Annotated in this window: 21 protein-coding genes; 10 read left to right on the forward strand and 11 right to left on the reverse strand. The window is 30.0% G+C overall.

The window, feature by feature from the left end; all coding sequences use genetic code 11:
* Positions 1-101 precede the first annotated feature (101 nt).
* Positions 102-836 (reverse strand): nucleoside/nucleotide kinase family protein, encoded by a 735-nt coding sequence (locus B5G32_RS04010; RefSeq protein WP_087935917.1) that lies wholly within the window; start codon positions 834-836, stop codon positions 102-104.
* 8 nt (positions 837-844) lie between these two features.
* Positions 845-1,426, reverse strand: coding sequence for a hypothetical protein (locus tag B5G32_RS04015; RefSeq protein ID WP_087935918.1), 582 nt, complete (start codon positions 1,424-1,426; stop codon positions 845-847).
* Between the two features lie 89 nt (positions 1,427-1,515).
* Between B5G32_RS04015 and B5G32_RS04020 the strand changes: the two genes are divergently transcribed.
* The 9 genes from B5G32_RS04020 (at position 1,516) to B5G32_RS04060 (ending at position 7,170) form a co-directional block, all read left to right on the forward strand.
* Complete coding sequence (locus tag B5G32_RS04020; protein WP_087297640.1) at positions 1,516-2,067, forward strand: SOS response-associated peptidase family protein; 552 nt, start codon at positions 1,516-1,518, stop codon at positions 2,065-2,067.
* A gap of 60 nt (positions 2,068-2,127) precedes the next feature.
* Positions 2,128-2,592, forward strand: coding sequence for a thioredoxin-dependent thiol peroxidase (gene bcp / locus B5G32_RS04025; RefSeq protein ID WP_087297639.1), 465 nt, complete (start codon positions 2,128-2,130; stop codon positions 2,590-2,592).
* A gap of 76 nt (positions 2,593-2,668) precedes the next feature.
* On the forward strand, positions 2,669-3,679 hold the full coding sequence (locus B5G32_RS04030) for a Cof-type HAD-IIB family hydrolase (protein WP_087935920.1): 1,011 nt from the start codon (positions 2,669-2,671) through the stop codon (positions 3,677-3,679).
* Positions 3,676-4,059 carry a MurR/RpiR family transcriptional regulator gene (locus tag B5G32_RS04035; RefSeq protein ID WP_087935921.1) on the forward strand — a complete coding sequence of 128 codons (384 nt, stop codon included), beginning with the start codon at positions 3,676-3,678 and terminating at the stop codon, positions 4,057-4,059. The genes B5G32_RS04030 and B5G32_RS04035 overlap by 4 nt, the downstream gene beginning before the upstream one ends.
* 12 nt (positions 4,060-4,071) lie before the next feature.
* On the forward strand, positions 4,072-4,512 hold the full coding sequence (locus tag B5G32_RS04040; protein WP_087935922.1) for an SIS domain-containing protein: 441 nt from the start codon (positions 4,072-4,074) through the stop codon (positions 4,510-4,512).
* 126 nt (positions 4,513-4,638) lie between these two features.
* Positions 4,639-4,968 (forward strand): PTS sugar transporter subunit IIB, encoded by a 330-nt coding sequence (locus B5G32_RS04045; protein WP_087935923.1) that lies wholly within the window; start codon positions 4,639-4,641, stop codon positions 4,966-4,968.
* Position 4,969: 1 nt separating this feature from the next.
* The gene (locus tag B5G32_RS04050) at positions 4,970-6,442 is read left to right on the forward strand and encodes a family 1 glycosylhydrolase (protein WP_087935924.1); all 1,473 of its coding nucleotides are present in this window, start codon (positions 4,970-4,972) and stop codon (positions 6,440-6,442) included.
* A 20-nt stretch (positions 6,443-6,462) separates the two neighbouring features.
* A complete protein-coding gene (locus tag B5G32_RS04055) occupies positions 6,463-6,795 on the forward strand; it encodes a TIGR04076 family protein (protein WP_087243629.1) in 333 nt (110 codons plus the stop codon).
* A 111-nt stretch (positions 6,796-6,906) separates the two neighbouring features.
* Positions 6,907-7,170 (forward strand): hypothetical protein, encoded by a 264-nt coding sequence (locus B5G32_RS04060; RefSeq protein WP_087243630.1) that lies wholly within the window; start codon positions 6,907-6,909, stop codon positions 7,168-7,170.
* A 62-nt stretch (positions 7,171-7,232) separates the two neighbouring features.
* Here B5G32_RS04060 and B5G32_RS04065 read toward each other — a convergent pair whose 3' ends face one another.
* The 9 genes from B5G32_RS04065 to B5G32_RS04105 all read right to left on the reverse strand — a co-directional run bounded on the left by B5G32_RS04065 (position 7,233) and on the right by B5G32_RS04105 (position 17,317).
* Positions 7,233-8,093, reverse strand: a complete 861-nt coding sequence (locus B5G32_RS04065; protein WP_087243631.1) for a YitT family protein — start codon at positions 8,091-8,093, stop codon at positions 7,233-7,235.
* Position 8,094: 1 nt separating this feature from the next.
* Positions 8,095-9,492 (reverse strand): amidohydrolase, encoded by a 1,398-nt coding sequence (locus B5G32_RS04070; protein ID WP_087243632.1) that lies wholly within the window; start codon positions 9,490-9,492, stop codon positions 8,095-8,097.
* Positions 9,493-9,504: 12 nt separating this feature from the next.
* Positions 9,505-10,419 carry an AEC family transporter gene (locus B5G32_RS04075; protein WP_087243633.1) on the reverse strand — a complete coding sequence of 305 codons (915 nt, stop codon included), beginning with the start codon at positions 10,417-10,419 and terminating at the stop codon, positions 9,505-9,507.
* Entirely contained in the window at positions 10,416-11,564 is a 1,149-nt protein-coding gene (locus tag B5G32_RS04080) for a M20/M25/M40 family metallo-hydrolase (RefSeq protein ID WP_087243634.1), read from the reverse strand. Before B5G32_RS04080 ends, B5G32_RS04075 begins: the two co-directional genes overlap by 4 nt.
* 10 nt (positions 11,565-11,574) lie before the next feature.
* Positions 11,575-12,066: an RDD family protein gene (locus B5G32_RS04085; protein WP_087243635.1), complete on the reverse strand. Its 492-nt coding sequence runs from the start codon at positions 12,064-12,066 to the stop codon at positions 11,575-11,577.
* A 48-nt stretch (positions 12,067-12,114) separates the two neighbouring features.
* Entirely contained in the window at positions 12,115-13,401 is a 1,287-nt protein-coding gene (locus B5G32_RS04090; protein ID WP_087243636.1) for a PTS sugar transporter subunit IIC, read from the reverse strand.
* 17 nt (positions 13,402-13,418) lie between these two features.
* Complete coding sequence (locus B5G32_RS04095; protein WP_087243637.1) at positions 13,419-14,825, reverse strand: 6-phospho-beta-glucosidase; 1,407 nt, start codon at positions 14,823-14,825, stop codon at positions 13,419-13,421.
* Positions 14,826-14,946: 121 nt separating this feature from the next.
* Positions 14,947-15,840 carry a MurR/RpiR family transcriptional regulator gene (locus B5G32_RS04100; RefSeq protein ID WP_087935925.1) on the reverse strand — a complete coding sequence of 298 codons (894 nt, stop codon included), beginning with the start codon at positions 15,838-15,840 and terminating at the stop codon, positions 14,947-14,949.
* A gap of 151 nt (positions 15,841-15,991) precedes the next feature.
* Positions 15,992-17,317, reverse strand: coding sequence for an ATP-binding protein (locus tag B5G32_RS04105; RefSeq protein ID WP_087243639.1), 1,326 nt, complete (start codon positions 17,315-17,317; stop codon positions 15,992-15,994).
* Positions 17,318-17,770: 453 nt separating this feature from the next.
* Here B5G32_RS04105 and B5G32_RS04110 point away from each other — a divergent pair, with 453 nt between their 5' ends.
* Positions 17,771-18,769 (forward strand): LTA glycolipid anchor biosynthesis glycosyltransferase, IagA/BgsA family, encoded by a 999-nt coding sequence (locus tag B5G32_RS04110; protein WP_087243640.1) that lies wholly within the window; start codon positions 17,771-17,773, stop codon positions 18,767-18,769.
* The last annotated feature ends 65 nt before the right edge of the window (positions 18,770-18,834 follow it).

Raw genomic sequence — 18,834 nt, forward strand, 5'->3', positions numbered from 1 at the left:
CTTAGTGTTATAAAAAAACACCAATGATGATATCTTTAACATTGATGTGAGTATGAGTTGGAATATTTATTTAGAAAAAAGAAATTAAAAACACAGAAATACTACTTCTGTGTATAAATATGATGATTTTCATATAAATGAATATGTGCCGGTAAAGAATGATTAAGGACTCTTTTGACATTGAGGCCATCAGAATTTTCATAAAATTGTTTAGCTAAATGATAAGGAGTACCACCCATCATTTTACGTTGAATCAAGCGTTTCTTTAGCTCTTGAATAGGAGCTTCAATAAAAAGAGAATCGTCAAATAAAGTATGAATATCTCTCCATTTCTCCTCATTGAGTAATAAGTAATTACCTTCTAAAAGAACTATTTTTTGACAGATATGAATTTGATCTTCAACAGGATTATGCAAAACTCTGTCATATATAGGAAAATCAATATCATTTGTTTGCATATCTTTTATCTTATTAATGAGTCTATCCACATCAAAAGTTTCTGGACAACCTTTGACATCTTTCATGCATATTTTTTGTTGATCTTTAATGATATAATGCGTATCCAAATAATCCTGATAACGATGAAAGCCATCCATGCCTAAAGCCTGTAAAGGTGTCACATTAGAAATATTTTGTGATAAATATTCAAGAAATAGTGAAAGTGTTGTTTTTCCAGTTCCAGGCGGAGCAGCTAAAAGAATCAATAATCTTTGATTCTTTTCTTTTTGCATTTGTGTCCATTTTTTCAATAAAGGAATAAATATATTTTGAATGTTCTGTTCATCAAATTGAGCCTTTATAAGATGTCCATTGACATTAAGTTCATAAGTTTTCATAAGTCCTCCTAAGGAATAATAATTTTTCTTCTCTTTTTATGACAAGTTTTTTCATAAAGTAAAGATTGTATATTCATCTTGATGAGTTCATTACGACGAAAAGATAATGAATGGATTGTCTGTTTTTGAATATCAAAACAATAAAGTTTTGTGACACAATTGATAAAAAGATAATGATAGAAATCATGAGGAACATCTTTTTGGATTAAAAATGTTTTTAAGCTTTCTTGAGATAAATTATGACAGTGAGAAAAAATATAAAGTCCATTATGCAAATATCTTTCATACTTTTTACACTTGATAAGTTTACGTTCAATAGCATCATCTATTTTTTCAAAAACAAAATAAATGTTTTGATCATCATGATCAAAGGGTGTCATATCCAATGTTTTATATAAAGGTTTTTTCATATCAGCAACCGCTTCTTCAGGTGTTAAAGCCTGAGTGACTTCTATGCCATGATGATAAAGAGGAATACGCAAATCAGGACGATCTGATAATAAGATGTCTTTTTCATCAATATCAAAGAAAGCAGCTAATGTTAAGGCAGCATATTTTTCAAAATAATTTTTACTATAAGTTTCACTCATTTGGACACCATCCTTTCTTCTATTATCTCATAGAATACAGGAAAACTCTAGAATCTATGCTATAATAAAAAAAGATGGGAGATAAAAATATGTGTGGAAGATATTATTTAATCAAAAGGATATATGAAGTTTTAAAAGATATGGAGATGGATGTTGCTTCATCATTACAAGTGACAGGAGATTGTAGGCCTCATCAGATGTTGCCAGTCATCATTCAAGAAGGAAATCATTGTCAAATAAAAATGATGCAATGGGGTTATACAATCAATTCAAAACTGATTATTAATGCCCGTAGTGAAACGATTTTAGATAAGACATTATTTCGAGAAGATATTCAAAATCGTCGTTGTCTTATTATAGCGAAAGGATTTTATGAGTGGGATATTCATAAACATCAGATATCTTTTGAACCAATGGAAGATATTTTATTGATGGCAGGCTGTTATAATAAACAAGGAGAATTTGTTATTATAACAAAAGAGGCTAATGATGTGATGCAACCTGTTCATTCGCGAATGCCAGTTATGTTATCACCTTATCAGATCAATAGTTGGTTTGATCAACAAAGCTATCAAAAATATCTTCAGTGTGAAATACCTTTTCATATTGTATCAGGCATCTTACAGCAATCTTTATTTTAAGCAAATGGATTGCATTTTCATAGCAGAGGTATTATGATGAAACAAAGGAGTGAAGGAAAGATGTTAGAAGTTGGAACAATGGCCCCAGATTTTACTTTATTAAATCAAAATGGTGAAGAAATATCATTAAGTCAATATCGAGGACAGAAGGTTATTTTATATTTTTATCCAAAAGATAATACACCTGGATGTACAAAACAGGCTTGTGGATTTGCACAATTATATCCTGATTTTGTCAAAAAAGGAGCTGTTATTTTAGGTGTCAGTAAAGACAGTGTCAAATCTCATAAAAAGTTTGAAGAAAAATATCAGTTACCATTTACATTGTTATCAGATCCAGATTTGGTAGCTATACAAGCTTATGATGTATGGAAAGAAAAAAATATGTATGGTAAAAAGGTTATGGGAGTTGTTAGAACAACATACTTGATTAATGAAGAAGGGATTATTGAAAAGGCATATACAAAAGTCAAAGCAGCTCAAAATCCAAATGATATGTTAGAAGTTTTAAACGCATCTTTATAGATGTGCTTTTTTTGTTATAGACTAGAAACAAGACTTGAATTTCTTTATAATAAAGCATATAAGGGGAGGAAGACAAATGATTCGATTAATTGCGACGGATATGGATGGCACTTTTTTAGATTCACAAAAAAAGTTTGATAAATCTTTTATAGATTTGTTTTATCAAATGAAAGAGAAAAATATAAAGTTTGTTATAGCGAGTGGAAATCAATATTATCGCCTATATCAAAAATTTTTACCTCTTAGTGATCAGATGTATTTTATTGCTGAAAATGGAAGTTATATTGCAAAAGGAACAACAGAATTGCATTGCGATGTGATTTCATATCAAAAAGTGAAAGAAATGGTACATATTTTATCACAATACCAACGTATTTTTATCATTCTATGTGGGAGAAAAGGTGCTTATATTTTAAAAGATTATTTTGCATATAAAAATGAAGTCAAAAAATATTATTGTGCTTATTCATTTATAGATTCTTATGATGAGATTCATGATGATATTATGAAGATTGCCATCTATGATAAAGAACAGCATATTCAGGATTTGTTGGATGAGATTCGTCAACAGTTACCAGATGGCGTTAAGATTGTTACATCAGGAAATGAATGGATGGATATTCAAAATCAGCACATGCATAAAGGGGTAGGTATCAAATTTTTACAAGATACATACCAGATTAATCCAGATGAATGTGCAGCCTTTGGAGATCAAATGAACGATTATGAAATGTTGCAGGAAGTCAAATATGCTTATGCTATGTCAAATGCAGTAGAACCTATTAAAAATATTGCTTATGAGGTCATTGGATCAAATGATGAGCAAGCTGTGCTCAAGAAGATTCATGATATTTTAGAAGAAACTGAGGGAAAAATGAAGAAAGTAGAATTTGAACGTATGCAATCCGTTACAGTTGGATTTGGTGGAATAAAAGGAAGTAAATATCAGTTTGAAGGCATTGAAGAAAAAGTTAAGCAACGTATCTTGGATGGCTGGACTTATCTGGGGTATGTTCCAATCATAACGAGATCAACAAGAGATGTTGAAACAATTTCTCTTATTTTTGAAAAAGAGGAGACAGCATGAGTCAACGTATTCTAGATCGATTAAATGAAAACTATCATTTAAGTGAAAATGATCAGGTCATTGTCACATATCTGCTGGAACATTTAGAAGAAATTCCACAGCTTTCATCAAGAGAACTCGCCAAAAGAACTTATACCAGTGCAACAACAATCATTCGTTTTATTAAAAAATTAGGATATAAAAATTATAGTGATTTTAAATATCATATCGTTTTGATGTTGAAAAATATGAACTTAGATAATTATGATATCTTTTCTGGTGAAGATATACTTTCTATTTCACAGAAAGTAAGCCAATTAGAAAATGATACGATTCAAAAAACGAAAGATTCTTTAAATCAAAAGGATTTACAGGATATTGTTTCATCTATTGAATCATAAAAATATGTTGATATTTATGCTAATGATACAAATTCAACGATTTGTTATTATGCTGCGCATATTTTCAGTCGTCTTGGTATCTTTGTTCAAGTTTATAAAGATACAGATTTACAGATTAATCATGCTTTAAACATAAAAAATAATTATGTGATTATGATTGTGAGTAAGCATTCTCGAAATCCTTATCCCATTGATTTATGTCAAACTTTATTACACAGACATATTCCATTTATCGTTTTTACAGGACAAAATCAAAATCGTTTATCCCAAAATGCAACATATACGATTCATACACCTTTTGATCCACAATCATCCAGTATTCAAGAGTGGGTTTTTTATACATCTTTAAAATATATTTTTGATTTGATTTATAGTCTTTTATATTCTATGTCTTATGAAAAAACAAAAAAATACGAACAACTTTATGATCAAATCTTTTTTAAGAATCTGTAACATTGTTGCAGATTTTTTATGTTTATTTAATGAAATTGGTTGACAATGTTCCTCAATCATGAACAGGTCTTGTATTTAAAAATGAAAGACTTTATAGTGGAACTATCAAAAGAAGGAGGAATCAAAATGTTGAGGATTTTACTAGCATGTGCAGGTGGTATGTCGACAAGTCTGCTGATGAATAAGATGAAAGAAGAAGCAGAGCAAAGAGGTATTGAAGTCAGTGTGGATGCTGTAGGTGAAAAAACAATTGGTAATCACATAGGTAATTTTGATGTTTTATTGTTAGGTCCACAAGTCAGATATGTTTTAAAGAACGTCCAAGATGTTGTTGGTGACAAGGCTCCATTTGATGTGATTGATATGCGTGATTATGGAACAATGAATGGTGCAAAAGTTTTAGATCAGGCAATCAAGATGTATGAATCATTTTATCATAAGAAAGTGGGGAAATAAGATGTCTTTACCAAAGGATTTTTTATGGGGTGGCGCAACTGCGGCACATCAGTTTGAAGGCGGTTATTTAGAAGATGGAAAAGGGTTATGTAGTGGAGATGTTGTCACAAGTGGAGATGGTAGAAATGGTATTCAAAGACGAGTCACTTATACTTTACCAGATGGTGAATATGGTTCACAATTTGTCTTTCCTTATCAGAATTTACCACAAGATGCAAAATTATCTTGTCATGAAGATGAGTTTTATCCAACACATGAAGCCAGTGACTTTTATCATCATTATAAGGAAGATATTGCCCTTATGGCGGAAATGGGATTCAAATGTTATCGTATGTCCATCAATTGGGCAAGAATATTACCAAATGATGATGATGAAATTCCAAATGAAAAAGGTTTAGAATTCTATGACCGTGTCTTTGATGAATGTTTGAAATATCATATCGAACCAGTCGGGACTTTGTTACATTTTGAAACACCAGTTTCGCTCATCAATAGATATGGAGCATGGATTGATCGTCGTTGTGTTGATGCATTTGTCAAATACTGTGAATTTGTGATGAAAAGATATCAGCATAAAGTCAAATATTGGATGACATTTAATGAGATTAATAATATGGAAATTCTACCTCTTTATGCTGGAGGATTATTAAAAAATGATGATCAGTCTAAAGCCACTGCGACTTATCATCAATTCATTGCAAGTGCAAAAGTTGTGAAAATGGCTCATGAAATTAATCCTGAAATGAAAGTTGGCATGATGATTGCTTATACAGCAGCATATGCTTTGACTTGTCATCCACGTGATGAATTGAAATTGATGAAAGACAATCAGATAAGACATTTCTATTGTGATGTACAATGCCGTGGTCATTATCCACAATATAAGTTAAAAGAATATCAAAGAAATGGAATTCATTTGCCTGTTTTAGAAGGGGATCAACAAATTTTAAAAGAAGGGACAGTTGATTATATTGGATTGAGTTATTATTCAAGTTCGTGTGTCAGTGGTGATGAAAAGCAGGAAACGACATCTGGTAATATGACAACTTCCATCATCAATCCATATTTAAAAACAAGTGAATGGGGTTGGCTGGTTGATCCTGTTGGATTGCGTATTGCCTTAAATCAGCTCTATGAAAGATATGAATTACCATTATTTATTGTAGAAAATGGTTTAGGTGCTATTGATCATATGGAAAACGGACAAATCCACGATACTTATCGTATTGAATATTTAAAAGAACATATTTATGAAATGAAAAAAGCAATAGAAGAAGATGGTGTAGATTTAATGGGGTATACACCATGGGGATGTATTGATGTGATTTCTGCTGGAACAGGAGAGATGAGAAAAAGATATGGTTTTGTATATGTGGATAAAGATGATAGTGGAAATGGAACAATGAAGCGTTATAAAAAAGATTCATTTTATTGGTATCAAAAAGTTATACAGTCAAATGGAGAAGAAATATAAGATAAAGGAGATGTGTGAAAATGGCAAAAGTTAAAGTGACAGTTATTGATAAGAAATGTTATCCAGAATTACAGAAGAAATATTGTATGGATCCAGATGTAGGACTATGTCCAATGTTTGAAGTTGGACAAGAATTTATCATTGAAAAGGGAAATGGAAAAGATGATTTCTGGCATATGCTAGATGGCAAATTTTGTAGTGAAGCATGGGATTGTGTCAGTCGTTATATTTATGCTGGACTTCAGGGTGGTTCTATTATGAAAGATTGGATGAGACATGAAAACGAAATGATTGCCTGTTGTAATGATGGGACTAGACCAGTCATTTTTAAAATAGAAAGAATAGATGAATAAGCACTCTGTAGTGCTTATTTTCATAATATGAAAGGGTTTTTAACGATAAATATTTGGTATTTGATTTTGAAAGTATTATAATGATAGTAATAGAAAAGGAGGTTGGTTTATATGTTTAGTCTTTTTGATATTAATCATCATTTACAGAAATTGACTTTAAAAAGAATCAAGCAAATGTGTACTTCTAATAAAACTGACATTGATGATCAAAATCTCAAAGTCATTTTAAAAATTATTAAAGATAATCCACATGCTGTAATTGATGAAGATTATCATCCTTTGTTATTGGTAGAGATTAGTAAAGAAACCAACCTAGAGGTTTCCAACCGATTTAAGCCAATATTAGAAAACTATATAATGCGTGAAATTAAGTAGGATATTAAGCTCAGAAATGAGCTTTTTTCTTTTGGCTTAAAAGCAATAATTCATTATATTATTTATTCTAAAGGTTTCTGGTAAAATTGTCCTTTAATATCTTTTGAACAAATAATGTTGATAAAAACAGAAGAATCAAGTTTTTTACATAGATGACTGACATGTCTAACTTCATCAGCACCTATGACAGTATATAAAATAGTTTTTTGTTCGTGTGAATAACATCCTTCTCCTTGAATTAATGTAACGCCATGATGTGTTTGTTCCATTAATTTTTGACTTAAAAGATTAGGCTTTTGTGTAATGATAATAAGAGTAATCTTATGATCCTTTTGGTGAAACTTTTCAATGATCTGAGTCGAAACAAATTGAAAAATAATAGAATACATTGCAGCTTCAAAGCCAAATAGAAATCCAGCAATAATCAATATCAGCATATTAAAAATAAAAATGAAATTCCATGATGGCTTTTTAAGTTTATATGATAGATAGATGGCTACAAAGTCTGTCCCACCACTAGAAGCACCACCATATAAAGCAATCACAATAGCGATACCATTCATAATACCTCCAAATACAGAGACAAGTAATGAATCATAAGTTATAGGTGTACTTGGAATTATATCAACAAGAAAAGAATTAAAAATGATCATTAAAATAGAATAGCCTGTGAATTTTTTACCTATAAAATAAAAGCCAATAAGAGCAGGAAATACATTTAAAGATATATTGATAATAAAGTAAGGAATATTAATTTCAAAGAATTGATAAAAGGTTCTTTGCAACAATAAGGATAATCCATTAAAACCGCTTGGAATGAGACCAACAGCATTGACAAAAGTTTTAATATTAAAAGACATTATAAGTGATGCAAACAAAACACATAGAAAACAAAAAAGATGTTTTTTTAGAAAGTTATACATTTTATTGATTTAAATATTTTTTAGGGATTGGACATACGTATTCTTGATTTTGAGTACGTTTTTTTTGTTCATGTTTTGCTTGCAAAATAATATTTGTGTCTTCAAATAAACGAATGCATGTTTGATAAAGTACTTCACTGGCATATAACATCCCCTTAATCGCATAACTAGATGTCCCTTGTGCGACTTGAATCCAAGAATGAGGTTGTGTTCCTAAACAAAAACAGGCGCAATGAAGTTGGATAAGAGGAACTATTTGACTCACATCACCCATGTCTGAAGAAGCAGTTTCAATAACATCTTGTGGAGAATAGGGAAGAATAAAGTCTCCGTATGGATGATCTTGACATAATTTTTGTCTGTCATCTAATTGAAAAGCGGGGATTAATCCTAAATCTTGATACCAATCATCACCAATGATTTTACGATAATTATTAATATATTGTTTTTCTTCAGTGTTATATTGAGGTAAAGGAACCGTCTGCATAACATTATAAACAAGAGTTGCTAAAGTATCATTAGGAATAACATTGCTGACGGCTTTATCGAAAACAATATCAACAGTTGTATCAGTCATAAGAGCAGCACCCTTTGCAATATTTGAGACTCTTTCAAAAAGTTTTTGAACACTTTGATTATTTCGACTACGAATGAGATAGAGAACTTCAGCTTCTGATTGAACAACATTTGGAGATATTCCACCAGTATTTGTTATAGCGTAATGAATACGATCTGTCATCTCCATATGCTCTCTTAAATAATTAACTCCAATATCCATAAGTTCAACAGCATCTAGGGCACTTCTTCCTTTTTCAGGAGCCGCACCAGCATGACTACTTAATCCATGGAAACGAAAGTAATATTGACAATTAGCTAGCATGCTTCCCACCATAACAGTGTTCATAGTACTTGGATGCCATGTTAAAGCAACATCAATTTGATCAAAAACACCAGCTCCGGCTAAATAAGTTTTACCAGCTCCATTTTCTTCAGCTGGACAACCAAAAATAACGATTGATCCACAATCAGGATGAAGGTCAATATATTCTTTTATTAATAGAGCTGAGCCCACTATACCTGTTCCTATTAAATGATGCCCACAACCATGACCATTATGTGTTTCCTCTCTAGGACAATATTTTAAATAATCAGCTTTTTGACTTAGACCACTTAATGCATCGTATTCAGCCAATAAGCCAATAACTGGTTTTTGGTGACCATAAGTAGCTTTAAACGCAGTCGCTATACCAGCAATATTTTTCTCTATTTTAAAACCATATGAAGCTAAAGTTCTTGTCAATAATTTAACGGTCTGAAATTCCTGATAACCTATTTCAGAAAAAGACCAAATTTGAGAATTGATAGACTGTAATAAATGTTTATATTGGTGAATACTCATAGAATCAACCTCCTATATTAAAAAGAAATAAACAAGTAAAGGAATAGTAATAACGGAAAGCAATGTAGAAATAAAAATTGTTTGTACAGCTAATTGTTCATTTTGATGATAAGTTTTAGCATATAATGCTGCACTGTTTGCTACAGGCATAGCCAATATAATTAATGCAATACCTTTAACAATATTATTCTGAATGAATTGAAATAAAGGCATAAAACAAATTGGTAATATAAAGTTAATAAAGATACAAAATAGATAAACACGGCCTTCAAATAACATTTGTTTAAGATGATATTGTGACATAGTAAGACCAATTATGAACATGGATAATGGAGTTGTCATATTTCCAATATTTGTACAAAAGTTAGCAATAGGCGAAGGAATGGTAATTGAGAAGGCATATATGAATAAAGCTAATAAGGAGGAAATAATACCTGGAGTTATTATTTTTTGAAAAGAAAAATGAAATTCATGCTTATTTTGATAGTTCATCATAAATATACCAATAGAAAATAAAGAAATATTAAAACCGATATTAATAATAGCAGTATATAGTAAAGCACCTTGTCCATAAATAGATTGAATTAAAGGAAAACCCATAAAACCCACATTAGGGTAACTTATCATAAACATATGTAAGGATGCATCTTTTTGGATATGGAATACTTTGATGATAATATAGGCAATAATAGGTAATAGAATAACTAATAAAAAACTAGCATAGAGAATATCTAAAATAGGCAATTGATCAAAATGAGATGTTGTTACAGAAGATAAAATCAAAAAAGGCATAGTGATATTCAAAACAAATTTTGTTAAATCATTAGAAAAATGATGATGAAAAAGGTGGCATTTACCAATGACAAATCCTAAACAGATCATCATTAATAATTGAAGCAATTGTAAGCAAATGATAGTTATACTCATATACGTAATTCCCAATCAACATATTGAAGAATCAATGCCATAGCAACTTGAAACCCAATAGGAATACTGTTAATGTCAATCCATTCATGATAAGTATGAGCATCACCGCCAATAATTGTTCCTATCGTATTTGCACAAATACCATATGATAGTGGGATATTGGAATCAGTAGAATTTTCACATAAAATAATATTCTTTTTATAAAAATGTTGAATTATATTAAGATTTCTACTTGTAAATTTTCTCATTTTTTCTTGTGATAAAGGTCCATTACCAGGACGCTCTCCTAATACTTTGATTTGAATATCAATATGTTTATCATTTATATTATTAATGATTTTTTGAAACGATTGTTCCATAATATTTAGGCATTGTTGACTTGATGAACGAAATTCATATGTTACAGAGGCATGATTAGCAATAACATTAATAGCACTTCCACCTTCTATTTTTCCAAAATTAAAAGTTGTTTTTGCTTCAGTTGGTAAAGAAATTTGATTTAATTGTGTAATAATCTTTGCAATCCAGGCAATTGCGTTTTCTTGACCAAAATTAACATAAGAATGCCCTCCATGTGTTTTTACATCAATCTGATAACGTTTTGAGCCAACTGCACAATAAGTACATTCATTGAGATAGCCATCCAAAGAAATAAATTCCTTAATCTTTGAATGATATTTTTCTATAATCTGACGGCAACCCATAGAATTACCTAATCCTTCTTCTCCTGAATTGATGACAAATAAGATTTGATATTTTGGTTGAAGTCTCATCTTGATAATATATTGTATGGTCATTAACATATTGACCATATTAGCCGTATCATCTCCAATACCAGGAGCAAAAAGTTTGTTATCAACTTGTTTGACTTGAATATTCTGAATATCAGGAAAAGCAATATCATTATGAGCCATAATAATGATTAATGTTTCATTATTTTCCCCATTAATTGGACAAATAACATTATTAACATTATCCATATAAGCATTCGCACCTATTGATTGCAGCCAATTCAAGCAAAAAGTAGCACGTTTTTTTTCATGAAAAGTAGGTGAAGGAATTTCTGTCAGTGTTTTTAATAATTGAATATTCTCTTCAAGATGTTGTTGAACATATTTTATTTCATTATGTGTTAAATAATCCATAAGCGACTCCTTATTGAATTTCTGTTTTAGCTAATTGATCATACAATGCAATGTGATTTCTATGACAAAGTATATAAATAATCATAACGAAAGATAAAATAAAAACGAAAGTGTTTATATAAGGTGTTAATGAAATGGAAGAAAATAAAGAGATAAACTGAATGATTAAAGATGTAAGAGAAGTTAAGCAAACCATATATATACATTGTCTAATACATAATGATGAAAAAGATGAGTAACAAATTTTATATTTCATAATTTTCTTTCCAATCGTTTGTCCATGAAAGAAATATGGGATAACTAGAAAATATAGGATTAATGCAAATATACTTAATAAGAGTAAAATAGAAGATATAGGTTTAGAAAATAACGTGATATCTTGAGATATTTGATGAAATTGATAATAAGTAGTAAGAGAAATAGGAATTGTAGATAAAAGTGTACCTAAATATAAATCAATCATATAGGCAATAGCTCTTTTTATAAGTGATATATTATTCATTTTTTTATTCCTCCTGTGAAAAAAGGCATACTTTTCATGCCTTTTGTTTTATTGTTTTGTGGCAAGCTCTTCATTATCGTATTCTTGTTTATCTTGCATTTTAAAGAATGGATAGTAGATAGCCATACTCACAAGAATAAGAACAATTTGTAAAACAGCACCTTGCCAACCACATAATAAGAATCCTGAAATAATAGGTGGAGTTGTCCATGGAACTTCGACACCAATACTTACTGGAACTAATCCAAAGAATGTGGCAGCATAAGTTACTATAGCAACAGCAATATTAGCAACAATAAATGGAATAGCCATAATTGGATTGAGAACAATTGGTAATCCAAAGACAATTGGCTCATTAATATTGAATAAAGCAGGGACAATAGATAATTTTCCTAATGCTTTATATTGAGATGATTTAGCTGTGAGAAGAATAACAATAGCTAAACCTAAAGTTGCAGCAGTTCCTCCGATTTTGACAAAGTTAGCAATAAATTGATAATTAACAATATTAGTAGCAGCTTGTCCTAGTTCAAGTGCAGCAGCATTTTCTGCAGAGAGTGATCTCCAAATTGGATTCATAACAGCAGAAACAATAGAAGAACCATGTAAACCAAAACACCATAAAATAGCTTCAATGAATAAAACAATACAAGTTGCTGGTAAAGTACTACCAAGAGATTGTAAAGGTTGTTGTAACATTGTAAAGATAAAGTTTTGTGCACTACCAAAATCAGTATTTACAAAAATTAAACGAATAATATTAAAGATAATAAAGATAAAAGCAACTGGAATTAAAGCTTCAAATGGCTTAGCTACGTTTTGTGGAACAGCATCAGGAAGTTTGATTGTCCATCCTCTCTTTAAGATAAAACGATATATTTCAACTGCTAAACAAGATGAAATAATAGCTAAAAACAAACCAGAAGCACCGAAATTATCAATTGGTAAACCTTTAGCATTGTCTGCATCTACAATCAAAGGAGTTAACATAAAATAAGAGACGAAAGCAACGATGATAGATTCACGACTTCCTATTTGATAGTGATTTGCTAAAGACTTAGCAATCCCTACGACAACATATAGTGACATGAGTCCATAACTGATACGATATGGAAACATAAAGATATCATTCCAATTTTCTCCTAATATACCTGCCATAAACTCTTCATAACCATTTATTGGAATGCTTGTAAGTAGTAGGAATATAGATCCTACAATAATAATTGGCATAACACCGAAAAAGCCTTCTTTAATAGCTGTCAAATATCTATTACTACTAATTTTCATAGCAATAGGGACAAGCTTTTCGTTCATTTTTTCAAACACATTATTCATTTTTTTACCCTCTTTCCTTAATCGAATTTTGTTTGACCATTTGTTTCAATGACTTTCTTATACCAATAAAAAGATTTCTTTAAGTAACGTTTTAATGTTCCTTTTCCTTCATCATCTTTATCAACATAAATAAAACCATAACGTTTTCTCATTTCACCTGTTCCTACTGAAACAATATCAATAGGTCCCCAACAAGTATATCCAATCACATCTACATCATCTTCTTCAATAGCCTTTTTCAAAGCTTCAATATGACTTGCTAAATATTCAATACGATAATCATCTTGAATAGAGCCATCTTCTTCAATATGATCAATAGCTCCTAAACCATTTTCAACAACGAATAAAGGTAATTGATAGCGATCATACAGCTCATTTAATGCAACTCTAAGTCCGGTTGGGTCGATTGGCCAATCCCAATCATTACGTTGAAGATATGGATTAGAACGTTCAACAATAAGTTCCTTACCATCAGGACTTGAAGCAATTGAAGAAAAATAATAACTAAAGGCAATAAAATCAACTTTTCCTTCCTTTAGGATGTCTTTATCTCCTTCTTCCATAGAAAGAGTTGCACCCATACGTTTTAATTGAGCTGTACATGTATTAGAATAATAGCCTTTACACATAACATCTCCATAATAGAAATTCGGCATCATATGATATCTTCTTGCAAGAATATCATTTGGATGACAAGTTTTTGGATATGTTGTTGGATATTGGAACATACATCCTACTTTTAAAGTGGGATCAATACGATGAGCCAATATAACTGCTTTTGCACTTGCTACCATCATATTGTGAGAAACAAGTACTTTTACATCAGCTGGATTTTCATTATCTTGATAAATAATACCTGCTTGATGATAAGGTTGTTTTTGATTCATAGTTTCATTGATTTCATTAAAAGTCATCCAATATTTGACTTTGTGATGATATCTACGGAAAATAACATCACAATAATGTTCAAAGAAATCAATCAACTTTCTATTTCTCCATGAACCATATTTCTGAACAAGATATAATGGTGTTTCATAATGAGAAATTGTGACGATAGGTTGAATACCATATTTAAGTAATTCATCAAAAACTTGATCATAAAAAGCTAAACCTTTTTCGTTAGGTGTCTTTTCATCACCATGTGGGAAGATTCTTGGCCAATTAATTGACATACGAAAACATTTGAATCCCATTTTTGCAAATAAAGCAATATCTTCTTTATAATGATGATAGAAATCAACACCTTCATGACTTGGATAATAGCAATCCTCATGAACATAGCTATGGATTTCTCTTGGAACACCATGACGGGCTCCCATTTCCACATCAGCAATGCTTAAACCTTTTCCATCTTCTAAATAAGCACCTTCATACTGATTCGCTGCTGTGGCTCCTCCCCATAAGAAATTGTCTCTTATTTTCATAAAAAAACCTCCTTGCATGTTTAAATATACATGCAAAGAGGCTTGAAAAAAATATTTATTGAACAACATTTAACACTGTTAAAAAATTTGTCAAAAAATTGAAATATAAAACTGAACAGTGTTATTTTTTATGAGTATTATCAATTAAGATAGGATTAGTAGAACTACGCTTATTTTCAAATTTATGAGTAACATTCATTTTATATTCAAGATTGTCCATATAATTTAATGAAAAGTAAGTAGCGTATAAAATGTCTAAAAGAAAGAAAATTGATAAATTACTATTAAAATTTGCGATATTATGAGTTAATCGTTCTCTGGTAGAAATAAAGAGATTGATATCACTCATTTGACTTAATGTATTTTCTCCAAAAGATGTCATAGAAATAAAGGGAATCTTTTTTATAATACAGGTTTGGGCCATATCAATAATATTTCCTGTCTCACCAGAATATGAAATAAAGATCACACAATCACGATTGGTAATACAATTCATTTCATATCTTTGATAATTTAAATTGTTGGTGATATAAACATTTTTTTCTATTTTCATCATTTTTTCTTTAAACGATTCTGCAATATTAAGTGCGGTTCCAAAAGAGTAAATATGAATATTTTGAGCTTTGGATAATGTAAGGACAGCTTTTTGTAAGGAATCATGTTGTAATAAGGATAAAGTATCTTTAATAGTCTCTTCATATAGAGTTCCCATTTTATTAGCAATCATAAAAAAAGTATCATTTTCATGAAAAGGAATATTAGGATCAACGGTTCCAAACTGCTGATCAAGATATTGTATTTCTTTTAAATATGCACTTTTAAAATGATCAAATCCTTTAACACCAACTTTTTCACATAGATTTAAAACTGTTCCTGGGGAAGTATATGTTTCTCTTGCGATTTTTCTGGCTGAAATATCTTTGATATCTTCACCAAGATTAATAATATAATCAGCGATAATCATTTCACTTTTTGAAAAATTATCTTTTTGAATTAATTTATCAACTAAAAGCATAGCCTCACACTCCTTATATCATTATTGTAACATATTATTCTCAAAGAAATCATGTGATTTCAAGACTTATTATTTAGAGATATTTCAATTATTCATTTTGATAAGGAGAGATATCTTGTAAGTTATTCTTTTTTCTATTAAATAATAGATTTTATATAAATGGGGCTAAATATATGGGCATAAACTGTATACCATTTTCCTGTTTGTAGTCTTTTTGCGAAAAGATATAACAATTTTTTATATGTTTTGAATATTTTTTTTCAAATTCACATATAGAATCATGTTTACCCAAACCTGAAGATTTGACCTCAATAGCTGAAATTTTACTACCTTCAGAAATTAAAAAGTCTATCTCATAATAATGAGTGCTATTTTCTTTTTGCCATGTATGATAATATAATTCTCTATCTTTTGAAGCTAATAATTGTGCCATTAAGTTTTCATATAAATATCCTAAATTTGCTGGTAATTTATCAGAAAGAAGTTTAGCATATATTTCATTTTCTGTAATAGGTCGGTCTATAAACATAAGTGTTACGAATAATCCCGTATCAGATAAATAGAGTTTATAGCTATTTAAATCTTTCGTTGAAGTCAAACTCACTTTAGGATCGGTTGAATTGTAGCAGGGTAATACAGTTTTAGAATCAAATAAATCAAATAATAATTCTTCTTCTTTAATCGTCGTTCTCTTTTTTAGCGCAGTGGACATACGGTATTTCTTTTGATCTTTAGCTAATTGAGCGGGGATTGAATGATAAAGCGCAGATATTTTTCCTGATGGATCTATTTTTTTGAAATCTTCTTCATAAAGATGAATAATTTGACGCTTTACATTATCTATAGTGGAAAAATTATTCCCATTCACATATGCTTCAACAGCTTGAGGCATACCACCGACTGCCATATATATCCTAATATCTCTCATGAGTTTTCTATTCACTTCTTGACCAATTGCTCTTTTCATATCAAACAATTGCTTTATTAAATTATAATTATTTCCTGTGGCATTGCAGAATTCTTCATAATCCATAGGATAGACTTCAATTTTCATTTCTTCAGAAGGGATTAAGATATCTTTCACATTTTTTTTAATGGATATTAAAGAACCAGTTTCAATATAATGATATCGTCCATCTTTTACCAAGTGCTTAATTGCTTGTCTGGCTTTAGGAAATAACTGTACTTCATCAAAAATAATAACTGACTCATGTTCATATAAATTAATTCCAGTGATTGCCTGTAACCTTAAAAAAAACATATCCAAATTATTAATATCATCAAAGCAGGATAATATATCAGCTGAAGCAATTGAAAAATCTATCAAAATGTATGATTTATACTCATTTTCAGCAAATAATTTAGCTATTGTTGATTTTCCTACACGTCTTGCACCTTCTAACAAAACAGCATAGTTATCAGCATAATTTGATTTCCAATCTATTAATTTATCGTAAGCTTTTCTTTTGAAATACACTGCCATCACTCCTTTTTACATTTCTTCAATATTGTTTTGTTCTAAATCATACATTTCTTCAATATTATTTTATGCCAAATCATACATTTCTTCAATATTATTTTATGCCAAATCATACATTTCTTCAAAATTATAGGTTATGAGATTGGGTATTAATATGTAATGTATATTTTATATTATGATTGATGAGATTATAATTATTCATTAATATAGGATTTTGAGTTATATTTTATAATTGATTTCAACTCATATATCTATGTATAAAATGAATATATCGTTTACTCAAATACTCACTCATGATGTCGAGTAGAACCGTTTTATATTAATCATAACAATAATATTTGTTTATTATTGTAAAGCTACGAATATAGAATGCTTTTTAGAAAATCTTTCATAATTTTTTTCATTATTCTTCTTTTTTTTATGTATAGTGAAGATAGGAAAGGTGATATTATGAAAGTTTTATTATATTTTGAAAATCAGAATATGATTAGAAAATCTGGTATCGGAAGAGCACTTAAACATCAAATCATAGCATTGCAATCTCAAGGAATAGAATATACTTTAGATCCTCGAGAATCCTTTGATATTGCACATATCAACACAGTTGGACTTCAGAGTCAGTGGCTCATACATCGTTGTCATCAAATGCACAAAAAAGTCATTGTTCATGCGCATAGTACGGAAGAGGATTTTAAAAATTCATTTATTTTATCAAATCAGATGTCATCTCTATTTAGAAAACGATTAATGACAATCTATTCAAAAGCGGATTGTCTTATTACACCAACAGCATATTCAAAGAAACTTATTAGTCATTATGTCAATAAAGATATACCTATATATGCTATAAGTAATGGTGTTGATATTGAAGAATATAATGATAATGAAGAGAGAATTCAATTGTTTAAACAATATTTTCATCTTACTTCACAACAAAAAGTTATTATCTGTGTTGGCTTGTTTTTCCAAAGAAAAGGAATATTAGATTTTATTGAAATCGCTCAAAAACTCCCCCAATATACTTTTATATGGTTTGGAGATATCTCTTTATATACCATACCTCAACAAATTCGAAATGTGATTAAACATCATCCATCCAATGTGATTTTTCCTGGTTATATAACCGGTGATATTATTAAAGGTGCTTATTGTGGGGCAGATGCGTTTTTCTTCCCTAGTTATGAAGAAACAGAAGGAATAGTTGTTTTAGAAGCGTTGTCATCTTATCAACAGGTTATTTTGAGAGATATACCTGTTTATGAAGGTTGGCTTATACATGGAAAGAATTGTTATAAAGGAAAAGATAATGATGAGTTTATAGAATTGATACAAAATGTTGTAGAAAAGAAGCTTCCGTATTTAGGGAAAGAAGGGAGAAAAGTAGCTGAAGAACGTTCACTTGAAAGAGTAGGAAAACAACTAAAAACAGTATATCACTCACTTCTTTGATGTGCTTAGGCACATCTTTTTGATTAAGGGTTGCATTTTGGATTTTACCCATTGTACAATGGTTA

The sequence above is a fragment of the Massilimicrobiota sp. An80 genome, from assembly GCF_002159255.1.
In the GTDB taxonomy this organism is placed as follows: Bacteria; Bacillota_I; Bacilli_A; order Erysipelotrichales; family Coprobacillaceae; genus Allocoprobacillus; species Allocoprobacillus merdigallinarum.